Source organism: Halomonas sp. SCS19 (genome assembly GCF_040147015.1).
GTDB lineage: Bacteria > Pseudomonadota > Gammaproteobacteria > Pseudomonadales > Halomonadaceae > Halomonas > Halomonas litopenaei.
This window is the reverse complement of record NZ_JAMSHN010000001.1, coordinates 2112686-2135874: the sequence shown is the minus strand read 5'-3', so window position 1 is coordinate 2135874 and position 23189 is coordinate 2112686. Positions and strand designations below refer to the sequence as shown.

Sequence of the window (23189 nt, the reverse complement as noted above, 5' to 3'; positions counted from 1 at the left end):
AGGTCGTGACTAGCCTGCCGCCCTTCGGGGCGGTTTTTTTTGGTCTATTGATCGTCGTCCACCAGTACGCCGTAGCACTCCGGTCGCCGGTGCAGGCGGAAGTTGAAGATGTGCTCTCGTATTTCCCGGGTGCGGTCCAGGTCGCATTCGTGGACGATCAGCTCATCCTCCAGGGTGCTGGCCATGGCGACGATCTCGCCGGTGGGGGCGATGATGCAGCTCTGCCCCAGCAGGTCGCAGCCTTCTTCGCGGCCCGCCTTGGCGACGCCCACCACCCACATGCCGTTCTGGTAGGCCCCGGCCTGCATGCACAGATGATTGTGGAAGCCCTGCAGGTGGTCATGCTCCGGCACCGGCGGATAGTGGATCGGGGTGTTGTAGCCCAGCATCAGCAGCTCGACCCCCTTGAGTGCGCTGACCCGGTAGGTCTCCGGCCAGCGGCGATCATTGCACAGCGCCATGCCCATCTTGCCGCCGAAGGCCTCCCAGCAGCCAAAGCCGTCCTCGCCAGGTTCAAAGTAGCGCTTCTCCAGATGCTGGAAGGGCCGCCAGGGTTCGTGCTCATGATGGCCCGGCAGATGCACCTTGCGATACTTGCCCACCAGCTCACCGGCCTGGTCGACCAGGATCGAGGTGTTGTAACGGTGCACCCGGCCTCCCGACTCGATGCGTTCGGCGTAGCCCAGGTAGAAGCCGATACCCAGTTGCCTGGCCGCCTCGAACAGGGGCCTGGTGGCCTCCCCCGGCATCTCGCCTTCGTAGAAACCATCGAGTTCATCGGCATCGTCGAAAAACCAGCGGGGAAAGAAGGTGGTCAAGGCCAGTTCGGGAAACACCAGCAGGGTCGCGCCACGCCGGTGCGCCTTGTGCAGCAGCGCCAGCATCCGCTCGATCACCCGGGAGCGTGGCTCACTGCGTGCGATGGGGCCCAACTGGGCCGCGCCTACCACGATATGTCGACTCATGGGTTCTCTCTCGGGACGTCAGGGGACTGGCACAGCTCGAGCAGCACCTGCAGCAGCACGTTGGCTCCCGCGGCGACATCCTCGGGCGCGGTGTACTCCTCGATGTTGTGACTGATGCCGCCCACGCTCGGCACAAAGATCATCGCCGTTGGACAGACCCGCGCCAGCATCTGGGCGTCGTGGCCGGCGCCGCTGGGCATGCGACGCACGCTGTAGCCCAGGCGGCGCGCGGTGGTCTCGACCAGCCCCACCACTTCAGGATCGAAGTCCACCGGCTCGAAGCGGGCCAGGGAGCGTCGCTCGAACGCCAGACCCTCCTCTTCGGCGACCTGCCGGGCGAAGCGCTCCACGTCCTCTTCGACCTGGCGCAGCACGCTATCGTCGGTATTGCGAAGATCCACCGTCATGCTGGCGCTCAGGGGGACCACGTTGATCAGATCCGGGGTGAACGCCATACGTCCCACGGTGCCCACCTGATGGCCACCTGCCTGCTCGACGCGTTGCCGGACGTAGGCGGCGGTGGCCACCGCCCCATGGGCAGCGTCACGTCGCAGCGACATCGGCGTGGTGCCGGCGTGATTGGAGCAGCCGTCGAAGCGATACTCCGACCAGGAAATGCCTTGTACCTGCTCTACCGCGCCGATGGTGATGCCCTGCTGTTCAAGCACCGGCCCCTGTTCCACGTGCAGCTCGACAAAGGCGTGCGCCTCGGGACGGCCCACCGGCCGCTCGCCCACGGCACCGATACGCGTCAGGCAATCGGCCACGCTCTCGCCGTCGATCCCGCGGGTGGACAGCGCCTGCTCCAGTGGCATGCCGCCCACATAGACCAGGCTGCCCATCATGTCCGGCGCGAAACGCGCGCCTTCCTCATTGGTAAAGAAGGCCACGCACAGCGGCCGGCGCGTCTCGATACCGGCCTGATTGAGCGTCTGGACCACCTCGAGACCGGCCAGCACCCCAAGATTGCCGTCGTAGAGGCCTCCCGTGCGCACGGTATCGATATGCGACCCCGTCATCACCGGTGGGCCGGGCTGCTGCCCCGGACGCAGACCAAACACATTGCCGATGGCGTCCTGGTGAATCTCGAGGCCGAGTTCCTGCATCCAGCCCATCACTCGCTCACGGCCCAGGCGATCTTCCTCGCTCAACGCCAGGCGGCAGACTCCGCCCCCCGGCAACGCGCCGATCTCGCCCAATTCGTTCAGTCGCTGCCACAGGCGTTCGCCGTCGATACGCAGATCATTCCACATGGTTGGCCCTCCCGCGTGCGATGACGTCCTCGGCGCTGGCACCGACCAGTTCACGATAGACCTCGGCGTCGGTGGCACCTTCACTGCCGATCAGCAGCACTCGGCTATTGCCATCGAGGCCCAACCGGGCGCCCAGATCCGGCTCTTGACTAGCCAGCAGCAACCCCACCAGACCGGCGACCGCGCTTTCCCCGGCGACCAGCGCCGGATCGCCGCCAACGCCCTCGGCCAGCAGCTTCATCGCCTCCACCGCCGCTTCATCACTGACCGCCAGATAGTCGTCGATGCCTTCATCGAGCACCTCCCAGGCCAGCAGCGACACCTCGCCACAGGCGAGCCCCGCCATCAGGGTATCGAGGTCGCCGTCGACCGCCACCGGCTCGCCGCTGCGGGCGCTTTCCAGCAGACAGGCAGCGCGCTCCGGCTCGACCACGATCACGCGCGGACGATTCACCCCATAGGCCTCCCACAGCTGGGCCAGGGTCGCGGCGGCGAGCCCCCCCACACCGCCCTGAACGAAGCAGTGGGTGGGCGGCTGATCGAGCTGATCCACCGCCTCATCGACCATCACGCTGTAGCCCTGCATCACATCCCGTGGCACCTCCATGTAGCCGGGATACGAGGTGTCCGACACCACGAACCAGCCGTATTCGGCCGCGTCGCTGGCGGCCTGACGGACCGAATCATCGTAGTTGCCGGCGACCCGGCGGATCTCGGCACCGAAGTCGGCGATGGCCTGTTCCCGGCCCGGGGAGACGGTGGCGTGCAGATAGATCACGCAGCGCACGCCGAACTGACGAGCGCCCCAGGCCACCGAGCGACCATGGTTGCCGTCGGTGGCACAGCACACGGTCAAACCGTCCAGCGCGTCGCGATACTCGCCGGCCATCAGCGCCTCGCTGGTGACCTGCTCGCCGAGCCGACGCTTGATCAACCGCAGCACCGCGTAGGCGCCGCCGAGGGCCTTGAAGCTTTTTAGCGAGAAGCGCTCCGACTCGTCCTTGTAGTGGATCGCCGCCACTCCCGCCGCCGCCGCCAGGCCGTCGAGGCCCACCAGCGGGGTCGCGGCGTAGCCGGGCCAGCGGCGTATCTCGTCCCGCGCCTGCTCGAGCGCTGCCTGGTGGAGGATCGCGCGCTGACGCTCGCCGATGGGCGCACCGGGCGTCACGCGTGGGTTGGCGACGTGGCGCCAGCGGGAATGTTCGATCAGCGCGGTCATGGGGTCTCCTGGAGTCGGTGGGAAGCGGTCGTCGAGCCCGTGCGCGGGGTGGCGGGCAAAGCGAGGGCGGTGGGGCCCTGGCCTGGCAAAGGTCACCTGGCCTGAATATCTCACCTCAATCTGAAACCATATTTTCACTTTGTCAATTATTGAAAATACATTTTCACATCGCTTTACCACGTGCCATACTGCTTTCATGACCGACACGACCCACGCCGACATGAGCCACGAACAGAGCCTCAGCCACGAACAGAGCCTCGAAGCCAGGCTACGCGCCCACCACCAGGACCTGCCTCCGGCGGAGCGCCGACTGGCCGAGCTGCTGCTGAACTTTCCCGGTGACATCTCGCGCTACGGTGCGGGAGAACTGGCCGAGGCCGCCGGTACCTCTCGAGCGGCGGCGTCACGCCTGTTTCGCCGGCTCGGCTACCGCGACTTCAACGAGGCCAGACAGCAGGTGCGTGACGCCCAGCGCTGGGGCTCGCCGCTGTACCTGTCCAGCGCCACCGAGGCCCGTCGACCGGCTCCTGGCAACAACAGTGCGACAGGCCAGAACGCCACCGGCCATGACAGCGGTGCGCTTGAGCAGGGTACCGGCCTGGAAAGTGCCGCCCAGGGCGGCAGCTCGCGCCAGCCGTCGGCACGCGGGACGGAGGGCCAAGCGCTGTCAGGGAGCCAGAGTGCACTGGGCGGGCTCGATGCGGATAGCGCACTCGGGATGCACCTGGCGCAGGAACAGGACAACCTGGCGCGCAGCTTCGCCGAGCTGGACCAGGCGGCGCTAGGCGAGGCCATCTCGGCCCTGGGCAAGGCGCCCCGGGTACATCTAGCGGGGTTTCGCAACAGCCAGATGCTGGCGAGCTTCTTTCATCGTCAATTGCAATTGCTCAGGCCCGATGTCCAGCTGCTGCCCCGGCCAGGCCAGACCCTCGGCGAGGACCTGGTCGACGTAGGAGCGGATGATCTGGTGATACTGATCGCGCTGAGGCGACGCACCGGCCAGGAGACCAGCCTGCTCGACTGCTGCCGTCAGCAGGGAGCCAAGACCCTGCTGCTGGTCGATCCGACCTGCCCGACCACCCTGGCAGGCGACTGGCGCCTGGAAGCACGGGTGGCCTCGGCTTCACCCTTCGACAGCTACGCCTCCTGCCTCAGCATGATCCAGGCGATCTGCACCATTTTTTACCGTCAGAATATCGATACCTGTCAGCAGCGCCTGAGGGAGGTCGAAGCGCTTCATGACAGCCTGGATGAGCTCTCCAGGCTGTAACAATATCTTCTGTAGTGATGAATATACGGGGACAATCATGTGCCAAAAAAGCCGTTAACCCAGTGACTACTTATCTCATGACGGAAAATTTCTAGAAACCCTATATTCTGATAAACCGACACATTCACCACAAGGGTTCAAGCGCGAAAGTCAGTCTGCACCAAGGTGAACATCCGCTTGCACCATTTATTATCGCCTCGAGCTTTATCAGGTCGAAAAAGGGAACATTGAACACAGCAAAATACTGAAAAACCGATAGAAACCCGACTCTGGCACCAAAGATGTAAAGAACAAACACAAGACACGACGGGAGCCAATCACCATGTCACGAACCCTTGACCTGGCGGCACGACTGAGCCACACCCTGGACCAATGGGTGGAGCGTTGCTGCGTCATTCTGCTCGCCGTTCTGGTCGTCACCGTCTGGACCGGCATCCTCGCCCGCTATGTCCTTCCCTGGAACCTCACCTTTACCGAAGAGATGGCCCGTTATCTGATGATCTGGGTCGCGTTGCTGGCAATCTCCATGGGGATATGTCGGCGCCAGCATGTCGGCATGCTGGTACTCTTCGACCGACTTCCGGCGCTTCTCCAGCGTGTTCTTGCGCTGTCCTTCGACCTTATCGGCATCGCCTTTTTCGCGGTCATGTTCTTCTACAGCCTGACCTACGTCGAACGCGGCTTCAGTCAGTCCACCATGATCTTCGGGGTTCCCAAGGGCTACCCCTACCTGATCCTCCCCATCGCCTCCGGAGTGGCGTGCCTGCAGCTCGCTCTGTCTGCGCTGAAGGACATGAAGCGTACGTCCCCCCAACCGGCGCTCGAGCGCACCTGAACAGGAGTCGCCCTCATGGTGCTAGTCGCCTCTGCCTTCTTTCTGCTGCTGGTCATCGGCATGCCGGTGGGTATCGTGCTCGGCGTCGCCGGGCTGCTGGGACTCGTCGACATGGGCGGTGGCAGTTTTCTCGCCATGGTCCCTGACAAGTTCTTTTCTGGGCTGAACCTGTTCCCGTTCCTGGCGATGCCGTTCTTCATCCTCGCCGGCGAGATCATGAACCGTTCCGGGCTGACCCTGAACCTGGTCAACTTCGCCCAGTCACTGGTGGGCTGGCTGCGCGGCGGCATGGCCCACTCCAACATGCTGGCGTCGGTGATGTTCGCCGGGCTCACCGGCTCGGCCACCGCCGACGCCGCCGCCTTCGGCAATACCCTCGTGCCGGCAATGAAGAAGGCCGGCTACAGTGGCCCTTACGCCTGCGCCGTCACGGCGGCCGGCTCCATCATCGGTCCGATCATCCCCCCATCCACCCTGGCCATCATCTACGGCTCGCTGATGGGGGTGTCGATTGCCGGGCTGTTCGCCGCCGGGATCATCCCCGGGCTGCTGCTGTGTCTGGTGTGCATGTGCCTGATCGCGGCCACCGCCCGCCGCCTCAACCTGCCCAAGGATGAACAGGGCACCAGCCTTGCTCGTATTCTCAAGGAATTTCGCCTGAGCCTGCTGGCGCTGATCCTGCCGGTCTTCATCCTCGGCGCCATCCTCACCGGCATCACCACGCCCACCGAAGCCGCTGCGCTGGCGGTGTTCTACGCCCTCTTTGTCGGCTGCGTGTGCTATCGCAACATCGGCTGGCGTGATCTCTACGAGATGCTGGCGAGGACCGCGCTGATCACCGGGGTCATCTTCCTGATCATCGCCTCGGCCTCGATCCTCGGCTGGTGGATGACCTTCAATCAGATCCCCCAGCTGATCGCCGACGCCTTCCTGTCGGTGTCGCAGTCACCCGTGGTGGTGGTCACGATGATCGTCGCCCTGCTGCTGTTCATCGGCCTGTTCATGGATATCAACGCTGCGTTGATCATCCTGGCGCCGGTGCTCGCCCCCCTGGCCGCGACCATCGGGCTTGAGCCGGTACACGCAGGCATGATCATCATCCTGTCGCTGACCATCTCGCTGATGACACCACCGGTCGGCGCCTGCCTGTTCGTGCTGGCGTCGGTGACCGGCGAGCGCATCGAATCGATCACTCGCTCGCTGTGGCCCTTCATCGTGGTCGAGCTGCTGGTGCTGCTGGCCACCGCCTACTGGGAACCCATCAGTCTGGCCATCCCGCGCATGCTGGGACTGGCGGGCTAATCTATTGCGGCGCCAGGCGCCGCTTGTCCTCGACGCAGTGCAACACCCAAGGCGCCTGGCTCGCTCGGCGGGCGCCAACAACAACGCAAGGAGTGAACCATGTCTCGACTGCCCCTCCCCGTCGCCCCGCGTACTGCCCTGGTGGGCGCCGCTCTCGCCGCCGCCCTGGTCGCCAGCGCCTCGACCCAGGCCGCGACCACCATGCGCATCGCCCACCTCAATCCGCCGGACCCCACCGCCAGCAACTCCGGCGCGATGACCGCCGTGTTCAAGCAGCTGGTGGAGACCGCCACCAACGGCGAGATTCAGATCGAGATCTTCCCCGCCGGGCAGCTGGGCGAGGATGCCAACGTCATCAATCAGGTCGGCCAGGGCATCGTGCAGTCCACCATTTCTTCCGCCGGTGGCGTCGCGGAACACTATCCGCGTATCGGCATCTTCGATATTCCCTTCGCCTTCCCCAACATCGCGGTGGCCACCGAGGTCATCGACCTGGACAGCGACTTCGGCAAGGCCCTGGCCGAGGACCTCGAAGCCGAGACCGACGGCCTCAAGGTGCTGGGGCTGCTCGACAGCGGCGGCTTCTTCCAGTTCACCAACTCCCAGCGTCCGATCGAGACCACCGACGACATGGACGGACTGCGCATTCGCACCATGACGCTGCCCACCCACGAAGCGATGATCAATGCCCTGGGGGCCGAGGCCACGCCACTGGCCTGGTCCGAGGTGTATACCGCGCTGCAGACCGGTGTGGCCGACGGCCAGATGAACCCGATCCAGCAGACGTCCTTCGCCAACTTCGACGAGGTGCAGTCCTACCTGACCGTCAGCAACCACCTGATCACGCCCTACATCTGGCTGATCAACGAGGACTTCTACAACGGGCTCGACCCCGAGCAGCAGAAGGTCATCGACTGGGCCGCCGATGTGGCGGTGGACGCCGGCCGCTCGATGTCGCGGATCATCGAGGCCTCCGACAACGGCCTGCCGAAGCTGGCCGACGGCATGGAAGTCAACGCCATCACCCCCGAGGCCCGTCAGGCCTTTATCGACAAGGCCCAGCCAGCGGTGCGCGAGGTGATCAGCGAGCGCTACGGCAGTGAAGGCGAAGCCCTGCTGGCGAGCATGCTCGACGCCATCGATGCAGCCGACGCACCCTGATGTCGCCTCGCCCGCGATAGCATTTCCCAAGCGCCCAAAAACGATCAGGCCGCTCCCCGTGGGGAGCGGCCTGATCGTTGGTCACTGTTGCAACTTCAGTTCGACGGTGTCAGCCGGTTTTCGACCATGGCACTTGCTCCGCTGATGTCCGGAAGGCACTCGCCCTGGGCGAGTCGCTCGAGGATGCGTTCTTCCTGGCGCTGCAGTTCCAGGGTGTGGTCGATCACCGCGTCGACCTCCGACGGCGGCAGTACCACCACGCCATTCTCGTCGGCCAGCACCACGTCGCCGGCGGATACCACCACTCCACCGACGCTGACCGGCAGGTTCATGGCACCGCCCTGGTCGGCGAGCTTGGTGGTCAGCGACGAGACGCCGCGGCTCCACACCGGGAAGCGCTTTGCGCGCAGGGTAGCCAGGTCAGTGGCGGTGCCGTCGATGATCACCCCGGCCAGTCCCAGGCGCGAGCCGACCTCGGTCAGCACCCCGCCCCAGCAGGCGTGACGACGATCGCCCTGGCGATCGATCACCAGTACATCGCCGGGACGTAACAGGCGCATGGCGTGGTTGAGCAGGGTGCCATCTCCCGGCGGCAGCGACAGGGTCACGGCAACCCCGGCCACCCGCACCTCGTCGAGCTGGCAGCGGATCTCGGGGTCGATAAAGCCCTCTTCGCGGAAGTGACCGATGGTGGCGGTCTCGCACTCGAGCAGGCGCTGATGGCGGGCGGGGTCCAGCGGGGCGGGCAGGTCGGCGATGGTGTACACAGCGTTTTTCCTTATATCAGGCTCGGCAGCCAGGTGATCAGTCCCGGCACCCAGTACAGCATCAGCATGCCGAACAGGAAGCACAGCACGATCGGCCAGGCGGCGGCGTAGATGGTCGGCATCGACACCGAGGGTGCCCCGCCCTTGACCGCGAACAGGTTGTAGCCGAACGGCGGGGTCAGGCTGCCCACCGCCAGGTTGATCAGAAACAGCGTCCAGAACCACACCGGGTCGAACCCGTAGGCCTTGACCAGCGGGGCGTAGATCGGGATGACCACCATCATGAAGGCGATCTGGTCGATGAACATGCAGGCGATAAGCGGGATCAGCATCAACAGCAGCAGCATCAGGCCGGTGTCCAGGTCCATGGCGGTGGCGGCGGCCACCAGCCCGGAGGTGGCCCCGGTAAAGGACAGAAGCTGACTGAACAGCTTGGAGCAAGCCAGGATGGTGATGATCATGGCGCTGATCGACAGCGACGACAGCAGCGCCTGTCCGGCCATCTTGAGGCTGAACTTGCGGTAGTAGAAGGCCACCAGAATGGCCCCGAGCACGCCGGTGGCGGCGGACTCAGACGGCGTCGCCACCCCCAGCATCATCAGCCCCAGCACCGAGAAGATGATGATCGAGAACGGCGCCATGTTGGCCAGCGCCCGACCGCGCTGGCGCCAGTTGCCGCCGCCCGAGTCGTCCACCGCCGGTGCCCGCGACGGGTCCAGCATCATGCGCACCACCACGTAGGTCACGAACAACCCGGCCAGGAGCATGCCCGGAATGATGCCTGCGATCAAAAGGCGAGCGATGGAGACGTCGACCATGGAGCCGATGATGATCACCAGAAGGCTCGGCGGGATGATCGGTGCAAGGCCGGCGCCGCCGAGGATCAGGCCGATCGACAGGCGGTCGTCGTAGCCACGCTGCTGCATCGTCGGTAGCGCCGAACGGCTGAGCATGGCGGTCACCGCCAGGGCCGAGCCGGACAGCGCGCCGAACAGCGTCGACAGGGCCACCACGAAGAAGTACAGGCGGCCCTTGATGCGCCCCATCAAGGTGTCGAGGGAATCGAAGATGACGTCGATGGAGCCCGATCGGAACAGCAGCTCGCCCATCAGCACGAACAGCGCGATGGTGGTCAGCGTCTCCGAGGTGACGGTGTCATAGACGCTGTTGGCAAACAGGCCGAAGCCGGCGCTGCCCATCAGCCAGAAGGTGCCGGCCACGTTGATCGCCAGAAAGGCCACAAACACCGGCACGCCTAGGGCGAACAGCCCCATCAGCAGGGCGACGGCCAGGCCCAGGGTGACATACCACTCCATCGTCTACGCCTCCTGCCGTGGACTGTCGCTGGGCCACTCGACGGTGGCGGGCAGCAGCGCGCGCCGCAGAAAGTGCAGCGCGGTATTGGAAAAGCCGTAGCCGATAAAGCTCGACACCCACACCTTGGGGATATCGAGCCCCATGGCGGTGGTGGTGCCGCTGGCCAACTGGCGAAGGCTCTCGCTGATCAGCATCCAGGCCGCCAGCGCGCACACCGCCGCGGTCAGCAGCGAGGTGAAGCGCTCGAAGCCCTGCCGCCGGGCGGCGGGCAGGCTGTCCTGCAGCACGCTGATGGCGATGTGCCCACGGGTACGGGCGAGTTCCGGCATGGCCAGGCTGGCCGACAGGCACAGACAGTAGGCGACGATGGAGCTCGACCACAGGGTCGGGGCGTTGAAGAAGTAGCGGGCCACCACTTCGATCCAGAAACACACGACGATGCCACACAGGGTGGCACCGCCGAGGTAGAAGCCGAATCGCGTGAGGCCATCGTGCCAACGGGCAAGGGTAGCCAGCATGGGAGCGATCCGATCAGGGGGTCATGTCGTTGCTTTCGGCGATCTCGCGCATCTTGGCCACCGCCTCCGGCGACTTGTCGAGGCCGAGCTGCCAGATGCCTTCGGTCACCAGTTCGTCGAGACGCTCGGCGTCTTCCGGGGCGAACTCGGTTTCGTGCATGCCGAGCTCCCGCAGGCGCGCCCATTCCTCGACCGCCAGTTCGTCGAGCACCCCGGCGATCTCGCTTTCCAGCGCCTCGCCCTGGGCCAGCAGCACCGACTGCTCCTGCTCGTCGAGGCCATTGAAGGTGTCGAGGTTCATCAGCAGGTAGGTGTAGGTCTGGCCGAAGGTGGGCTTGGAGAAGTAGCCCGCCACCTCGTGCCAGCCAAGATCCTCGACGCCGTTGAGGCCCCAGGCGGCGCCGTCGATGACGTTACGATCCAGCGAGGAGTAGACGTCGCCGCTGGACATCAGCACCGGCGTGCCACCCAGGCCCTGGGTCACGTTGGTGTAGGTGGGGCTGCCGCGCAGACGACGTCCCTCGAGGCCCGGCGAGCCTTCGATGGGCTCCTTGAGCACGTACTGGAAACCGCTGGAGCCAAGCGGCGGAATCGCCAGCAGCTTCAGGCCGAGCTCGTTGTAGTGGCTGTCGATGAAGTCCCACAGGCCAGACTCACGGGTCTTGGCAGGATCGACGAAGACCCCGTCCATGGCCGCGCCGACACCGGTGGTGTTGGTGTGGTAGGCGCCGTGGGTGTAGAGCAGATCGAACACCCCCACCGAGACCGGCTGCAGCTGTTCGAACGGCGGCACCACGTCGGGGCCATTGAGGCTGATGGAGACCTCGCCGTCGCTGGCGCCCTGGACCTTGTCGATGTAGCGCTGGGCGACTTCGCGGGTGTAGGCCGAGGTCAGGTCGTAGCTCGACAGCATGCGCAGATCGGTGGCCTGGGCATCGGGTGACAGCGCCGACAGTGACAGGGCAGACAGCGACAGCGCGGACACGGTCAGGATGGAGCGGGAGAGTCGGGACAGGGAGCGATTCATGGTCTTCCTCGCGTTTATGGTTGTTATCATCCGTGGCCGAGGCGGGATGCGTCCGGCAGAAGGATCTTCGACACCACTTCAATCTAGTCAGGCCGACACACCGGGGTCAATGGAAAGGCACCGATCGAGTTTTTCGATTTTTAATATGTAGAATTTACGGAATTTATACAACAAAATGAAAATATAAAAACCAGAAAAACAAAGAGCACTATCTTGTGAAAAAACTCGTATTAAAGGGCTATTATCTCGAAGTATTTTACGCCAAACATGATGAGACAAAACCCCAATAACACCTGATAAGCCATATAATACAACGACCTATATAAAACACCCTCTTTCATATAGACGCCCATCCAGCTCCATCGTCGTTATTGCCACAGGCGACAATTTCGACACCATATCGGCCACTTTCCAGCAGAAGAACAGCTCTTTCCAGCAACAAGGGATCGACTCGCCTGGCCGGTTACCCTCGACCAGGCCGAAGCTGGCAGGAGGTAACCCATGCCCGGCAACGGCCGACGGTGTATTCTCTGACAACAGCTTGGCCAACCATACACAGGCCAACATCAGGGCGCCTTCGGCGAGGACAGATCGTCCCCACGAGCGCCTCTTGCTGACAGAAATGAAAGGAGCCGGTGATGCGGCCGATTCACGACACCCTGGACTGGAACCTGCTGCGAACCTTTATCGTCATCGTGCAGGAAGAGAGCGTGAGCAAGGCGGCGGTGCGCCTGTACCTGTCTCAGCCGGCGGTGAGCCTGTCGCTGAAACGGCTGGAAGAACGGCTGGGCCAGAAGCTGATCGAGCGCGACAGCCATCGCTTTCGGGTGACCCAGGCGGGTCAGCTGGTGTACCGCGAGGCGGTGGATATCTACGCCAATGTGGCACGCCTGGCGGCCTCGGTGGGGGAGTCGGACCCGGAGGTGGCCGGCCACGTCTCGCTGGCCTTTATCACCGGTATCCAGTGTCGCTTTCTCGACAGCGTGCTGGCGGCCTTCCATCGCCGCTATCCGCAGATCACCTTCGAGATCGAGGACATGTCGAGCCAGGAGGTGCAGCACGCCCTGTCACAGCGCCAGAGCGCGCTGGGTATCTGCCTAGCCCAGAGCTGCCCGGACAACCTCGACAGCCAGGTGCTGGCGCGCCAGCGCTATCGGCTGTACTGCGGGCGCAGCCACCGCCTGTTCGGCCGCGACAGCCTGCCCATGGAAGAACTCAAGCAGGAGGCCTACGTGTCCTTCGGCAGCGAGCAGCTCGACGGGGTGCTGTCGCCGCTGGCGGTGTTCCGCGCCCAGCACGGCCTCAAGGGCCCGGTGGTGGGGCAGTCCAGTCGTCTGCAGGAGATCCAGCGCATGGTCATGGCGGGCTGGGGCATCGGCTGCCTGCCGGAGCACCTGGTAGCCCGGCAGGTGGCGGACGGCGAGCTGTGGCCGCTGCCGCCCTACGACGGCGTGGCCGACATCGACCTGCACCTGATGTGGCACCGCGAAGGCCGCGCCAGCGTGGCGGAGACAACCTTTATCGAGTTCTTCCTCACCTGCATGGCCAAGGTGCCCATGGAGCACCGCCTGACCACCGGTATCGACGTGGCCGACGCCGCCCAGGCGCCCCTCGCCTTTGACGATACGCCATAGGGCAGCCTGTTCAACGCGCTAGGGCAGCCTCGCGGATGGCACTCAGGCGCTTGCCCGGGGCGATGCCGTCGGCCTCGTAGCGCAGCTCGATCAGCGCCGGACGGCGTTCGCGCTCGGCGAAGGCCAGGGCGCGCTCGAAGGCGGCGTCGAAGTCCTCGTCACGCTCGACGATCTCGCCCAGGCCACCGTAGGACTCGACCAGGGTGGTGAAGGCCGGGTTGGTGAAGGTCAGGGCGATCTCGCGGCCAGGGAAGTCGTTTTCCTGGTGGGCGCGGATGGTGCCCCACATGCCGTTGTTGAACAGAAGGATCACCAGGCCGACGTCGTACTGCAGCGCCACCCCCAGCTCCTGCAGGTTCATCTGGAAGCAGCCGTCACCGGCGAAGCACACCGCCGGGCGGTCGGGATGCTCGAGCTTGAACGAGATCGCCGCCGGCAGGCCGTAGCCCATGGAGCCCACCGTCGGCGCCAGCGAGCTGCCGAGCCCGGCAAAGCGCACGTAACGGTGGGCGTACAGCGCATAGTTGCCGGCCCCCACGCTGATGCAGCCCTGGCCGTCCAGGCGACGATCGACGCTGGCGGCGACCTTGTCGAGACTCAGCGGCCCCGGGGCCGGCTGGGGCTCAAGCGTCGCCAGGTAGTCGGCGCGCGCGGCGCGGGTCTGGTCGGCCCAGCGCGGTGAGGTGTCCGGCGCCAGTCCCTCCAGGGCGGCGGCGAAGCCCACCACGTCGGCGTTGATGGCAAGCTCGGCATGATAGACCCGGCCCAGCTCTTCGGGATCGGGGTAGACGTGTACCAGCGCCTGGCGCGGGGTCGGCGACTGGATCCACGAGTAGCCTTCGCTGGTGGCCTCGCCCATGCGGGTGCCGACGGCGATCAGCAGGTCGCTATGCTCAAGCCGCTCGCGCAGGGCGTCGTCCATGGCGAAGCCGACGTGGCCGACAAAGCGCGGATCGCGCTGGTCGAAGCACTCGAGCCGCCGCCAGGCCACCCCCACCGGCAGCTCGAAACGCTCGGCGAAGGCCGCCATCTGGGCCTGGGCCTGTGCCGTCCAGCCGCTGCCACCGATCAGCAGGAAGGGCCGCTCGGCCTCGGCCAGACGCGCCTTGAGCGCCTCAAGCTGAGCCGCGCCGGGGTGGGAATGCAGCTTGGCCATGGGCTGGGCGTCGGCCACCTCGGCTTCGCCCCACAGGGTGTCTTCCGGCAACGCCAGCACCACCGGACCGGGACGCCCGCTGGTGGCGACGCGATAGGCCCGGGCGATGTACTCGGGGATACGGTCGGTGGCGTCGATCTGGGCGACCCACTTGGCCATGGGGCCGAACATGCGGCGGTAGTCGATCTCCTGAAAGGCCTCGCGCTCGACGAAGTCGTTCCCCACCTGGCCGATGAACAGGATCATCGGGGTCGAGTCCTGAAAGGCGGTATGCACCCCGATGGAGGCGTTGGTAGCCCCCGGGCCACGGGTCACGAAGCAGATGCCCGGCTCGTTGGTCAGCTTGCCGTAGGCCTCGGCCATGTAGGCGGCGCCGCTTTCCTGACGGCAGACGATGGGCTCGATGGCGCCCCGATGCTCGTTGAGGGCGTCGATGCAGGGCAGATAGCTTTCCCCCGGCACCAGGAAGACCCGGCGGGCGCCGTGGGCGCGCAACTGGTCCATCAGGATCTGGCCGCCATTGCGGCGCGCAAGGGACGTGGTTGGCGAAAGCGTGGAGGCTGGCAGGCTCATGTCAGGGTTCTCGATATCGTTGTTGGTGGTAAAGGCGGTTCAGGCGTCTGTCAGGGCCCGGTGCAGCGGGGCGATGTGTTCGGGCAGCACCACGCAGCGGGCACGAAAGCCCCGCGCCATGGCCCACTCGAGGTCTTGCTCGAAGCCCTCTCGATAAGGCCAGGGGCCGTCGATGGCCAGACACTCGGCCTTGGCGCAGGCGTCGACGAAGCGCTCGCGCCAGGGCGCCAGGACGCTGGCCCGCTCGTCTGGCTCGGCGGCGGCGGCGATGCCCAGGTCACGCGACAGATCGCCACTGCCGAGAAGCGCCGCGCTCACCCTTGGGCTTGCCTTGAGGATCTCCGCTGCGGCGCCCACACCGGCGGCGCTCTCCAGCGTCGGTATCAGCGCGGTACAGCCCTGTTCGAGGCCGACGCGACGCTCTTCGCGGGCCAGTGCCAGGGCCAGCAGCACGATGTCCATGGAGGACTCGACCTGGGGCAGGAAGATGGCCGCAGGTCGTGCCCGCATCAGCGCCGCCAGCTCGCCCTTGCCACCCTGGGTCAGCGGGTTGATGCGCGCCATGGGGAGCCTCTGGCGCTGCCGGCAGCGCTCGGCGAAGGCGACAAAGTCGTCGCAGGCCTGGCGGCGATCGGCGTCCGGGGTGAGCTCCTCCAGGTCGACGATGATGGCCTCGGCGCCGCTGGCCAGCGCCTGGTCCAGGCGTGCCGGGTCATGCCCCGGCACGAACAGCCAGCTGCGACACTGGGCCAGGGGCTTGGGGGACGGGGCCGAGGAGGCCAGGGACGAAGGAGTCGGGATCAGGGGCTCCATGGGTCACTCCATCAGGTTCGGCAGGAACAGCACGATGTCGGGCACGAAGGTGATCAGCAGCAGTACCGCGACCATCGCCCCGAGCATCAGTCCCAGGTAGCGCAACGACTCCATCACGCTGATTCCGGCGATGCGGCAGGCGGCCATCAGGTCGACCCCCAGCGGCGGCGTATTGGCGCCGATCGCCAGGTTCACCGTCAGCAGCACCCCGAAGTGCACCGGGTCGATGCCGTACTGCACCAGCAGCGGCATGACGATGGGGGTGACGATGATGATGATGATGATGGCGATGCTTTCCATGAAGGAGCCGAGCACCAGCAACACCACGGTCAGCAGCAGCAGTACGCCGTAGCGGCTGTCGGTGATCTCGCCGATCAGTGTGGCGATGGCCTGGGGCACCTGTTCGTAGGTCAGGCCCCAGGCGAACATGCCGGCGGCACCGATGATGACCAGGATGGCGCCGGAGGTCTCCGCGGTGGCGATGACGCTGTCGACGATGTCCCGAAGGCTCAGGCTGCGATAGACCAGGGTGCCGACGATCAGCGCATAGACGATGGCCGAGGCGGCGGCTTCGGTGGGGGTGAAGACGCCGAAGCGGATGCCTCCGATGATCAGCACCGGCACCAGCAGCGCCGGCAGGGCGGCGATAAAGGCACGCTTGCGCTCGCCGGGCTCGGGCCGGGTACCACCGGACCAGCCGTTGCGGCGTGACACATAGATGGCCACCCCCACCAGCGCTAGGGTCAACAGCAGGCCGGGGATCACGCCGCCCATGAACAGCTTGCCAACCGAGGTGTTGGAGGTGGTGCCGTAGACGATCATCACGATGCTCGGCGGGATCACCGTGCCTATGGAGCTGGCGGTGCCCACCAGGGCGCTGCTGAAGCCGCGGTGATAGCCGCTGCGCTGCATCGCCGGCAGCAGCATGCTGCCGATGGCGATGACGTCGGCCACGCCAGAGCCTGACAGCGCCCCGAACATCATGCAGGCCAGCACCGCGACCACCGCCAGGCCGCCACGGATGTCGCCTACCAGCGCCATGCACAGACGCACCAGACGCTGGGTCAGTCCGGCGTGATTCATCAACTGGGCGGCCATCACGAACAGCGGAATGGCCAGCAGGGTGAAGCTCTCCATGCCCGCCACGAACTGCTGGGCAGAGACCATCATCGGCGCCGCGCCGAACATCAGCAGATAGGACAGCACCGCCAGGATCAGGCCGAAGGCGATGGGAATGTCGATCAGGATCGCCAGGGCGAAGACGCCCACCAGGGTCAAGGCACCAAGGGTCATGCGTCGCCCTCCTGTGGCAGCGGCTGGCGCGCCAGCAGATGGTCACACTGCGCCAGCGCCATGCCGGCGCAGCACACCGGCACCGACAGATACACCAGCCCCGCAGGTAGCTGCAGCGCGGTAGTGGTCTGGCTCATGGTCAGCCAGGCCAGGTCCCAGCCGGCCTTGGCCAGCAACAGCAGCATCACCAGCAGCAGCAGGTCGGTGGCCCGGGTGATCTCTCTGCGAACGGCGGGGGAACTCACCAGCAGCGGCATCAGTCCGGCGCTCAGGTGGCTGCGCTTGTAGGTGCAGGCCACGCCGGCCAGCAGCGCGGTCCACACCAGCACAAGCTGGGGCAGCTCTTCGGCCCAGTGGGGCGGCGCCCCCACCACCCAGCGCATGAACACCGAGTAGGCGACCAGCGCCGCCAGCAGGGCGGCGCCGATGCCGGCCAGCGCCAGGCACAGGCGCGAGACGAGGCGCGCCACGGGGTTCAGCAGGCCGTGCACGGTCATCGCGATCACTGCCCTTCGCGATAGCGCTTCACCAGCGCCATCAGGTCGCTGCCGAAGACGTCTTCGTAGTCGGCCCAGACGCCCTGGACGGCGGCATTGAACGGCGCGGTATCGACCTCGTTGACGCTCATGCCCTCGGCCTCGAGCTCGGCCACCAGACGCGAGTCGTCCTCCTGGGTCATGCGGCGCTGTTCGTCACGCCAGTTGTCGGCCAGCTGCTGGACCGCCGCCTGGTCGTCCTCGGACAGGCGCTGCCAGACGTTGTTGGCGACGGTCAGGCAGGCCGGTGCCCATACGTGTCCGGTCAGCGAGACGTAGTCCTGGACCTCGAAGAAGGACGAGGAATGGATGATCGACAGCGGATTTTCCTGGGCGTCGAATACCCCCTGCTGCAGCGCCGAGTAGAGCTCGCCGAAGGACAGCGGGGCCGGACTCGCGCCAAGCGCGGTGAAGGTATCCAGGCGCATCTTGTCCGGGGTTACCCGGATCTTCAGGCCGGCCAGGTCCTCGGGGGTCTCGACCGGGCCCTGGTTGTTGGTGACGTGGCGAAAGCCGTTCTCCCACCAGGACAGGATCTTCATGTTGTAGTCGGAGGCGATGGCTTCCAGCGCCTCGCCCAGCTCACCGTCGTAGGCGGCGTAGGCGTCCTGGCGGTCCGCCCAGGAGTAGGGCAGCTCGACGATGCCGAAGCGGGCGTCCAGCGGCTGGAAGGAGCCGCAGCCGATCACCCCGGCGGGCACGCTGCCGATCTGCATGCCTTCGACCATGGTCTTTTCGTTGCCGAGCTGGCCGCTGGGGAAGACCTGGAAGTTGACGCGACCCTCGGTGGCCTCGCGCACCTCGTCGGCGAAGCCTTCAGCGGCGATATGCCAGCTATGGGTAGGGGCCAGCACGTGGCCGAGCTTGATGTCGAGGGCTTGGGCCGAGGTGGAAAGACCGGCGAAGGCGCCAAGCGCCAGCAGGGGGAGCATCCTGGAGGTCATGGGGGTACCCGTTGAGTCATTGTGATTGTGATCTGGGCCCGCCACCGCTTTGTTAACGGCAAGACAGGCGTCACTTGAGACTCGGCCAGGTAGGCGTATTAGACAATTTTCAAGATTTTATGCTTTGCATAAGCCTGATTTATGCAAAGCCATTGGACAGTGGTCAGGGTGGCCCTTCGACAGGCCTCGGGCGGCAACCACAAGCGCTTCCAGACACTCCTTTAACGCACTGTTCAAGAACCATTTTTCTGGCGCAAATGGGGGCATTTGCGGTTGTGATTGGCGCCGTTGACGGCTCCACGGCGATAGTCGATCCAGCGCGGTGGTCAGCGTCGAGGCTGGCGCCAGCGCAGGATGAGAACCACCGCCCTGTCGGCCAAGAATTACAAGGAGCCCCTATGCAACTGCCCTCTCTGATCGAGATCCCCAACGGTGAAAAGGTCACCCCCACCTTCAGCGACGCCGAGATGCAGGGCCGCCTGGCCCGTCTGCGCCAGCACATGGCCGAGCAGCAGGTCGATGCCGTGGTCCTGACCTCCTATCACAACATCAATTACTTCAGTGACTTCGTCTATTGTCGCTTCGGCCGCGACTACGGACTGGTGGTGACCCAGGGAGGCTTTACTACCGTCACCGCCAACATCGACGGCGGCCAACCGTATCGGCGCAACCGTCTGGGTGACAACATCGTCTACACCGACTGGCAGAAGGACAACTTCTTCAAGGCCATCATGCGGCTATGCGAAGGCAAACGGCGCATCGGGGTGGAGTTCGACCATCTGACCCTGGCCAACCGCGACAAGCTGGAAAGCGCCCTTGGCGAGGTAGAGCTGGTCGACATCGGCGTACCCACCATGCAGATGCGCATGATCAAGTCCGCCGAAGAGATCGCGCTGATCCGTCAGGGGGCGCGTATCGCCGACGTGGGCGGTGTCGCGGTACGCGACGCCATCGCCGCCGGGGTGCCCGAGTACGAAGTGGCGCTGGCCGGCCAGAGCGCCATGGTGCGCGAGATCGCCAAGACCTACCCGCAGAGCGAGCTGATGGACACCTGGGTGTGGTTCCAGTCCGGCATCAACACCGACGGCGCCCACAATCCGGTCACCAGCCGTCGCGTGCGCCCCGGCGACATCCTGAGCCTGAACACCTTTCCGATGATCTCGGGCTACTACACGGCGCTGGAGCGCACCCTGTTCTGCGAGCACGCAAGCGATGCCCATCTGCGGCTGTGGGAGATCAACTGCGAGGTCCACGAGCGCGGCCAGCAGCTGATTCGCCCCGGTGCCCGCTGCAGCGATATCGCCCACGAGCTCAACGAGATCTTCGCCAGACACGACGTTCTCAAGTACCGCACCTTTGGCTACGGGCACTCCTTCGGCACCCTGAGCCACTACTACGGCCGCGAGGCGGGTCTTGAACTGCGCGAGGACATCGATACCGTACTGGAGCCAAACATGGTGGTGTCGATGGAGCCCATGCTGATGATTCCCGAAGGCCAGCCCGGCGCCGGTGGCTACCGCGAGCACGACATCCTGGTGGTCAAGGAAGACGGCGCCGACAATATCACCGGCTTCCCCTACGGGCCGGCCCACAACATCGTGAGTTGAACCGATCCGGCGATCACCGGCCGGGACGTGACATGGGGGGCCGCTCGCCCCCCATGTCGGCGAGCCCGGCCCTGAGGTAGTCCAGCACGTGGTGCGCCGCCACGGACAGCTCGCCGGTCTGGTAGTGCAGGCCGAAGGTGACGCGTCCAAGCTCGGGCAGCCGGTCCGCGCCATCCACGCAGTGCAAGTGGTCGGGGCTGACGCTGCGCGCCAGGGCGGTCACGCCCAGGCCCTCCTCCACCGCGGTGAAGATACCGAGCAGGCTGGTACTGGCGTAGCTCACCCGATAGGGCATCGCCCTGGCCCTCAACGCCGCTTCCGCCGCCGAGCGGTACAGGCACCCCAGGGGATAGGTGACCAGAGGCAGCGGCGCTTCACCCTCGAGCAATGCCGTGTCGCCGACCACCCAGACCAGGTCATCTACCCGGATATCCCGAGCATCGCGATCATCGTCGACCCTTTCCGGCTCCATCACCAGGGCGATATCGTAGTGATGTCTGTGAAAACGCTGGAGTATGACCCTGCTGATCTCACAGTCGACCTCAACCTCGATATTGGGGTAGACCCGCGCCAGATTCCTCAGCACTCTCGGCACAAATGCCAGCTCGAAATCGTTGGGAATACCTAGCCTTACCTTGCCACTGACGCCCCCTCCGCAAAGCTTCTCCACCAGCCGGTCATTGATCGCCAGCATGGCCCTGGCTTCCTGGTAGAGATAGTCACCATCCTGGGTCATTTCCAGCTGACTTCCGCGCAGAAACAGGCGAGTACCCAGCATCTCCTCGAGCTTCTTCATCTGCAGGCTGATGGCGGGCTGGGAACGCCCCAGACGCTCTCCTGCCGCGGTAAAGCCTCCCAGCTCATTGATGGTCACGAAGGTACGCAATAACTCACTCGGTATCGTCTTCAACCTGGGGCCTCATTGGCATAGATCATGCATCGATTTGTCGTTCTTATTGGTCGCATCAGCGGCAAGAAAATACCTTGAATCTGTCGATGGAGATCGACGCTACCTCTCGACGACTGCCGATTGTCGACGTCCAACAACAAACAATAGAGGCTTCCTCATGAACTCCTGGGTATTGACCACCTTTGCCATTCTAACGCTCTACATGCTGATTCACACCGGTGCAGCCTACCTGCGTCGAGAACTCAAGGCCCGCCAACCGAGGTGACGCACATGGACTCCTTTACCCTGTTCAATTGGGCGCTTCTGCTGATGACCTTCGGCCTGATGCTCTATCTGGGCTACCTGTCCTCGCGGCGCATGCACAAGGATGACGCCGCCGGCTTCCTGGTCGCCGGGCGCTCGCTGGGGGCCTTCGTCGGTGCCGGTACCATCGTTGCCACCGGATTCAGCGGCTGGGGCTTCATGGGCTCGCCCGGGGTCACCTACCAGTTTGGTGCCATCGAGGTGCTGGGCAACTTCTTCTTTGCACCGGCGATGGTCATCGCGGTGCTCTACTTCGCCCGCTTCATGCAGCGCAAGGCGCTCGAGATGGGCAGCAATACCATCCCCGAGTACATCGGCCAGTCCCACGGCGGCGGCGCCATGGGGCGAGTGCTGCAGGCGGTATCGGCGATCATCACCGTGGTGCTGCTACTGGTCTTCCTGACCAGTCAGATCAAGGCGGTGGGGCTTCTGGGTGCCAGCTGGCTGGGCATCGAGCTCGACCAAAGCGCCGTGCTGATGGTCGGGGTGATCATCCTCTACACCATGCTCGGGGGGCTGGCCGCGGTGGCCTGGACCGACACCATCATGGTCTGGGGCATGGCCCTGGCGGCGGTCATCATCGTCATTCAGATGCTGACCACCATTGACTTGAACGAGTGGGAAAGCGGCTTGAACGCCATCGACCCGGAGCTGTTGAACCCGACCAACGGGGCCCACTACGGCGCCTCCCGAGGCAACGTCTTCCTGGTCCTGCCCTACGCCTTTCTGTTCGCGGCGGTGCTGCCGTTCATGGCGATCCGCTTCCTGGCCTTCAAGCCCGAGGTCAAGCTGCACAAGGTCGGCATCTACGTCGCGGTGCTCGGCGGCCTGCTCAGTCTGATTCCGCTGGTCGGGCTCTACGTCAGGGTCAAGCTGCCGGGACTGGCGGACCCCGACAGCGCCATGCCGGTCTATCTCGAGCAGTTCATGCATCCGGCGATCCAGGGCGTCATCACCTTGTTCATCATCTTCGCCATGAAGTCCACCGCGAACTCCCTTTTGCACACCGTGGCCTCCAGCGTCTCCCATGACCTGCGCCTGGCGATCTTTGCCGAACGACAGCCTTCGGCACGGCGCGTCCTGGGCCTGAACCGGGCCGCGGTGCTGGTGCTCGGCGTGCTGGCGCTGCTGATGATGCTCTACGCACCGCCCTTCATGCTGTCCTGGCTCGGCATCCTCGGCACCGGCACCCTGCTCGCCAGCCTGATCGGCCCGGTGTTCATCTCGACCTTCTGGCAGGGCTCGGCCTGGGGGGCGCTGGCGGCCATGCTCGGCGGCTTCTTCACCAGCGGCTACATGATGCTGTTCGCCGATGTGGGCTGGTTGATCGGTCCGCTGACCGGCTGCGTGGTGTCGTCGGCTCTGTATATCGGCGTGACCCTCGTCGGTCGCAGCCATCGCACCCATGCCCGCCATCCGAACCCATCCCTCCCTGACCACCCTGCTTGACCGAAAACATCCCCCCGACTCGCCTCAGGACCTGGGTTCTGAGGTTTGGGCAAAAAAGACAGGCCGCCTTCCGAGGCGGCCATTCTCGTGAAACCTCCGTCACCCAGCGAATAGTCGCGGTCGAACCTGAGCATCATGGCCGAGAACCGGCGACTCTCATGACCCAGATCATTGGTGCGAAGCGCTTTAGCATATTCCTCTCAACTTGACGCTTTCATGGGTCGATAACCCTGGCATCGCTGCTAATCGGAGGCAGTCCGAGCGATGAGCAAGCCAGGAAATGACTTCGCTCACCCCATGACTGCCGGTTGGCCCCTCCCAGCATGAGCCCTCTGCC

At 64.9% G+C, this 23189-nt stretch carries 20 protein-coding genes; 7 read left to right on the top strand and 13 right to left on the bottom strand.

The window, feature by feature from the left end; genetic code table 11:
• Positions 1-44: 44 nt before the first annotated feature.
• From NFH97_RS09300 to NFH97_RS09290, 3 genes are read right to left on the bottom strand one after another with little or no spacing between them, the layout of a single operon-like run.
• Positions 45-965: an N-carbamoyl-D-amino-acid hydrolase gene (locus NFH97_RS09300; RefSeq protein ID WP_108132019.1), complete on the bottom strand. Its 921-nt coding sequence runs from the start codon at positions 963-965 to the stop codon at positions 45-47.
• A complete protein-coding gene (locus NFH97_RS09295) occupies positions 962-2218 on the bottom strand; it encodes a Zn-dependent hydrolase (protein ID WP_108132018.1) in 1257 nt (418 codons plus the stop codon). Before NFH97_RS09295 ends, NFH97_RS09300 begins: the two co-directional genes overlap by 4 nt.
• Positions 2208-3437, bottom strand: coding sequence for a diaminopropionate ammonia-lyase (locus NFH97_RS09290; protein WP_108132017.1), 1230 nt, complete (start codon positions 3435-3437; stop codon positions 2208-2210). The genes NFH97_RS09295 and NFH97_RS09290 overlap by 11 nt, the downstream gene beginning before the upstream one ends.
• 196 nt (positions 3438-3633) lie before the next feature.
• Between NFH97_RS09290 and NFH97_RS09285 the strand changes: the two genes are divergently transcribed.
• The 4 genes from NFH97_RS09285 to NFH97_RS09270 all read left to right on the top strand — a co-directional run bounded on the left by NFH97_RS09285 (position 3634) and on the right by NFH97_RS09270 (position 8005).
• Positions 3634-4707: a MurR/RpiR family transcriptional regulator gene (locus NFH97_RS09285; RefSeq protein ID WP_108132016.1), complete on the top strand. Its 1074-nt coding sequence runs from the start codon at positions 3634-3636 to the stop codon at positions 4705-4707.
• A gap of 322 nt (positions 4708-5029) precedes the next feature.
• A complete protein-coding gene (locus tag NFH97_RS09280) occupies positions 5030-5542 on the top strand; it encodes a TRAP transporter small permease (RefSeq protein ID WP_108132015.1) in 513 nt (170 codons plus the stop codon).
• A 15-nt stretch (positions 5543-5557) separates the two neighbouring features.
• Positions 5558-6844, top strand: coding sequence for a TRAP transporter large permease (locus NFH97_RS09275; protein ID WP_181248614.1), 1287 nt, complete (start codon positions 5558-5560; stop codon positions 6842-6844).
• 99 nt (positions 6845-6943) lie between these two features.
• On the top strand, positions 6944-8005 hold the full coding sequence (locus NFH97_RS09270; RefSeq protein ID WP_108132014.1) for a TRAP transporter substrate-binding protein: 1062 nt from the start codon (positions 6944-6946) through the stop codon (positions 8003-8005).
• Between the two features lie 95 nt (positions 8006-8100).
• On the opposite strand, the gene NFH97_RS09265 is transcribed toward NFH97_RS09270, so the two are convergent.
• The 4 genes from NFH97_RS09265 to dctP are packed head-to-tail and all read right to left on the bottom strand — an operon-like array spanning position 8101 to position 11634.
• Positions 8101-8772, bottom strand: a complete 672-nt coding sequence (locus tag NFH97_RS09265; RefSeq protein ID WP_108132013.1) for an RraA family protein — start codon at positions 8770-8772, stop codon at positions 8101-8103.
• A gap of 11 nt (positions 8773-8783) precedes the next feature.
• Entirely contained in the window at positions 8784-10088 is a 1305-nt protein-coding gene (locus NFH97_RS09260) for a TRAP transporter large permease (protein WP_108132012.1), read from the bottom strand.
• 3 nt (positions 10089-10091) lie between these two features.
• Positions 10092-10607 (bottom strand): TRAP transporter small permease, encoded by a 516-nt coding sequence (locus NFH97_RS09255; protein WP_045992344.1) that lies wholly within the window; start codon positions 10605-10607, stop codon positions 10092-10094.
• Between the two features lie 13 nt (positions 10608-10620).
• A complete protein-coding gene (gene dctP / locus NFH97_RS09250) occupies positions 10621-11634 on the bottom strand; it encodes a TRAP transporter substrate-binding protein DctP (protein ID WP_222568643.1) in 1014 nt (337 codons plus the stop codon).
• Positions 11635-12272: 638 nt separating this feature from the next.
• Between dctP and NFH97_RS09245 the strand changes: the two genes are divergently transcribed.
• On the top strand, positions 12273-13268 hold the full coding sequence (locus NFH97_RS09245; protein WP_349624714.1) for a LysR family transcriptional regulator: 996 nt from the start codon (positions 12273-12275) through the stop codon (positions 13266-13268).
• 10 nt (positions 13269-13278) lie between these two features.
• On the opposite strand, the gene NFH97_RS09240 is transcribed toward NFH97_RS09245, so the two are convergent.
• Genes NFH97_RS09240 through NFH97_RS09220 form a run of 5 tightly spaced genes read right to left on the bottom strand, consistent with a single transcriptional unit; the run spans position 13279 to position 18583 of the window.
• The gene (locus tag NFH97_RS09240; protein WP_222568642.1) at positions 13279-14997 is read right to left on the bottom strand and encodes a thiamine pyrophosphate-binding protein; all 1719 of its coding nucleotides are present in this window, start codon (positions 14995-14997) and stop codon (positions 13279-13281) included.
• A 39-nt stretch (positions 14998-15036) separates the two neighbouring features.
• The gene (locus tag NFH97_RS09235; protein WP_349624713.1) at positions 15037-15810 is read right to left on the bottom strand and encodes an HpcH/HpaI aldolase/citrate lyase family protein; all 774 of its coding nucleotides are present in this window, start codon (positions 15808-15810) and stop codon (positions 15037-15039) included.
• A gap of 3 nt (positions 15811-15813) precedes the next feature.
• Positions 15814-17103, bottom strand: coding sequence for a TRAP transporter large permease (locus tag NFH97_RS09230; protein ID WP_349624712.1), 1290 nt, complete (start codon positions 17101-17103; stop codon positions 15814-15816).
• Positions 17100-17600, bottom strand: a complete 501-nt coding sequence (locus tag NFH97_RS09225; RefSeq protein WP_349625497.1) for a TRAP transporter small permease — start codon at positions 17598-17600, stop codon at positions 17100-17102. The genes NFH97_RS09230 and NFH97_RS09225 overlap by 4 nt, the downstream gene beginning before the upstream one ends.
• 5 nt (positions 17601-17605) lie before the next feature.
• On the bottom strand, positions 17606-18583 hold the full coding sequence (locus tag NFH97_RS09220; protein ID WP_349624711.1) for a TRAP transporter substrate-binding protein: 978 nt from the start codon (positions 18581-18583) through the stop codon (positions 17606-17608).
• Between the two features lie 398 nt (positions 18584-18981).
• Between NFH97_RS09220 and NFH97_RS09215 the strand changes: the two genes are divergently transcribed.
• Positions 18982-20190, top strand: coding sequence for a M24 family metallopeptidase (locus tag NFH97_RS09215; protein WP_349624710.1), 1209 nt, complete (start codon positions 18982-18984; stop codon positions 20188-20190).
• A 13-nt stretch (positions 20191-20203) separates the two neighbouring features.
• Here the strand turns inward: NFH97_RS09215 and NFH97_RS09210 are convergent, their stop codons facing one another.
• On the bottom strand, positions 20204-21100 hold the full coding sequence (locus tag NFH97_RS09210) for a LysR family transcriptional regulator (RefSeq protein ID WP_222516290.1): 897 nt from the start codon (positions 21098-21100) through the stop codon (positions 20204-20206).
• A gap of 270 nt (positions 21101-21370) precedes the next feature.
• Between NFH97_RS09210 and NFH97_RS09205 the strand changes: the two genes are divergently transcribed.
• Positions 21371-22852 (top strand): sodium:solute symporter family protein, encoded by a 1482-nt coding sequence (locus tag NFH97_RS09205; RefSeq protein ID WP_349624709.1) that lies wholly within the window; start codon positions 21371-21373, stop codon positions 22850-22852.
• Positions 22853-23189: the final 337 nt, after the last annotated feature.

Coding starts and splice junctions, on each gene's coding strand:
- NFH97_RS09300 (WP_108132019.1), bottom strand. CDS start 965: ATGAGTCGACATATCGTGGTAGGCGCGGCCCAGTTGGGCCCCATCGCA.
- NFH97_RS09295 (WP_108132018.1), bottom strand. CDS start 2,218: ATGTGGAATGATCTGCGTATCGACGGCGAACGCCTGTGGCAGCGACTG.
- NFH97_RS09290 (WP_108132017.1), bottom strand. CDS start 3,437: ATGACCGCGCTGATCGAACATTCCCGCTGGCGCCACGTCGCCAACCCA.
- NFH97_RS09285 (WP_108132016.1), top strand. CDS start 3,634: ATGACCGACACGACCCACGCCGACATGAGCCACGAACAGAGCCTCAGC.
- NFH97_RS09280 (WP_108132015.1), top strand. CDS start 5,030: ATGTCACGAACCCTTGACCTGGCGGCACGACTGAGCCACACCCTGGAC.
- NFH97_RS09275 (WP_181248614.1), top strand. CDS start 5,558: ATGGTGCTAGTCGCCTCTGCCTTCTTTCTGCTGCTGGTCATCGGCATG.
- NFH97_RS09270 (WP_108132014.1), top strand. CDS start 6,944: ATGTCTCGACTGCCCCTCCCCGTCGCCCCGCGTACTGCCCTGGTGGGC.
- NFH97_RS09260 (WP_108132012.1), bottom strand. CDS start 10,088: ATGGAGTGGTATGTCACCCTGGGCCTGGCCGTCGCCCTGCTGATGGGG.
- NFH97_RS09255 (WP_045992344.1), bottom strand. CDS start 10,607: ATGCTGGCTACCCTTGCCCGTTGGCACGATGGCCTCACGCGATTCGGC.
- dctP (WP_222568643.1), bottom strand. CDS start 11,634: ATGAATCGCTCCCTGTCCCGACTCTCCCGCTCCATCCTGACCGTGTCC.
- NFH97_RS09245 (WP_349624714.1), top strand. CDS start 12,273: ATGCGGCCGATTCACGACACCCTGGACTGGAACCTGCTGCGAACCTTT.
- NFH97_RS09240 (WP_222568642.1), bottom strand. CDS start 14,997: ATGAGCCTGCCAGCCTCCACGCTTTCGCCAACCACGTCCCTTGCGCGC.
- NFH97_RS09235 (WP_349624713.1), bottom strand. CDS start 15,810: ATGGAGCCCCTGATCCCGACTCCTTCGTCCCTGGCCTCCTCGGCCCCG.
- NFH97_RS09230 (WP_349624712.1), bottom strand. CDS start 17,103: ATGACCCTTGGTGCCTTGACCCTGGTGGGCGTCTTCGCCCTGGCGATC.
- NFH97_RS09225 (WP_349625497.1), bottom strand. CDS start 17,600: ATGACCGTGCACGGCCTGCTGAACCCCGTGGCGCGCCTCGTCTCGCGC.
- NFH97_RS09220 (WP_349624711.1), bottom strand. CDS start 18,583: ATGACCTCCAGGATGCTCCCCCTGCTGGCGCTTGGCGCCTTCGCCGGT.
- NFH97_RS09215 (WP_349624710.1), top strand. CDS start 18,982: ATGCAACTGCCCTCTCTGATCGAGATCCCCAACGGTGAAAAGGTCACC.
- NFH97_RS09205 (WP_349624709.1), top strand. CDS start 21,371: ATGGACTCCTTTACCCTGTTCAATTGGGCGCTTCTGCTGATGACCTTC.